The organism is Aerococcus sp. L_32 (assembly GCF_050689315.1).
On record NZ_JBOEQF010001096.1, the window covers coordinates 1 to 616 of the forward strand.

Consider the following 616-nt stretch of genomic DNA (forward strand, 5'->3'; position numbering starts at 1 on the left):
CTACCAACAAGACCTAACGGATAAGATGGCGGATGTTGGTATTGTTGGGATCGCTGTCCCTGAGGCTTATGGTGGCGCTGGCTACGACTTTGTAACCCAGACTATGGTGATTGCTGAATTAGCAAAAGTTAATCCTGGTGTTGCATTTACTTTAGAAGCTCACTGGAAAGCTATTGATCAACTTGTTATCTATGGTAGTGAGGAAATTAAAGAACGCTGGTTACCAAGAGCTAACCGAGAATTATTTACCTTTGGCCAAACCGAACCTGCTAGTGGTTCTGATGCATCAACACAACAAACAACTGCTGTTAAAACAGAAAATGGTTGGTTATTAAATGGGAATAAAGCTTTCTTAACTAATGGTGTAAAAGCAGCTTCTATGTATTTGATCCTAGCTATTACTAGCCCAGAAAAAGATACTGAGCACAGTCGAACAGTATTTATCTTAGATAATCAAAATCCTGGTTTTGAAAACGGTCGTGTTGAAGACTTTGTGGGGATGCGTGGATGTCCAGTCGGTGATATTTACTTGTCAGATGCCCTTGTACCGGATATTGACCGCTTAGGTGCTATTGATCAAGGGATGGAAATTGGACACAATGCCCACCATACAGCT

At 41.4% G+C, this 616-nt stretch carries 1 protein-coding gene; it reads left to right on the forward strand.

Annotation, left to right across the window (positions count from 1 at the left end; genetic code table 11):
• On the forward strand, positions 1–616 hold a 616-nt coding region (locus ACRCJ0_RS18355), incomplete at both ends, for an acyl-CoA dehydrogenase family protein (protein WP_431391583.1).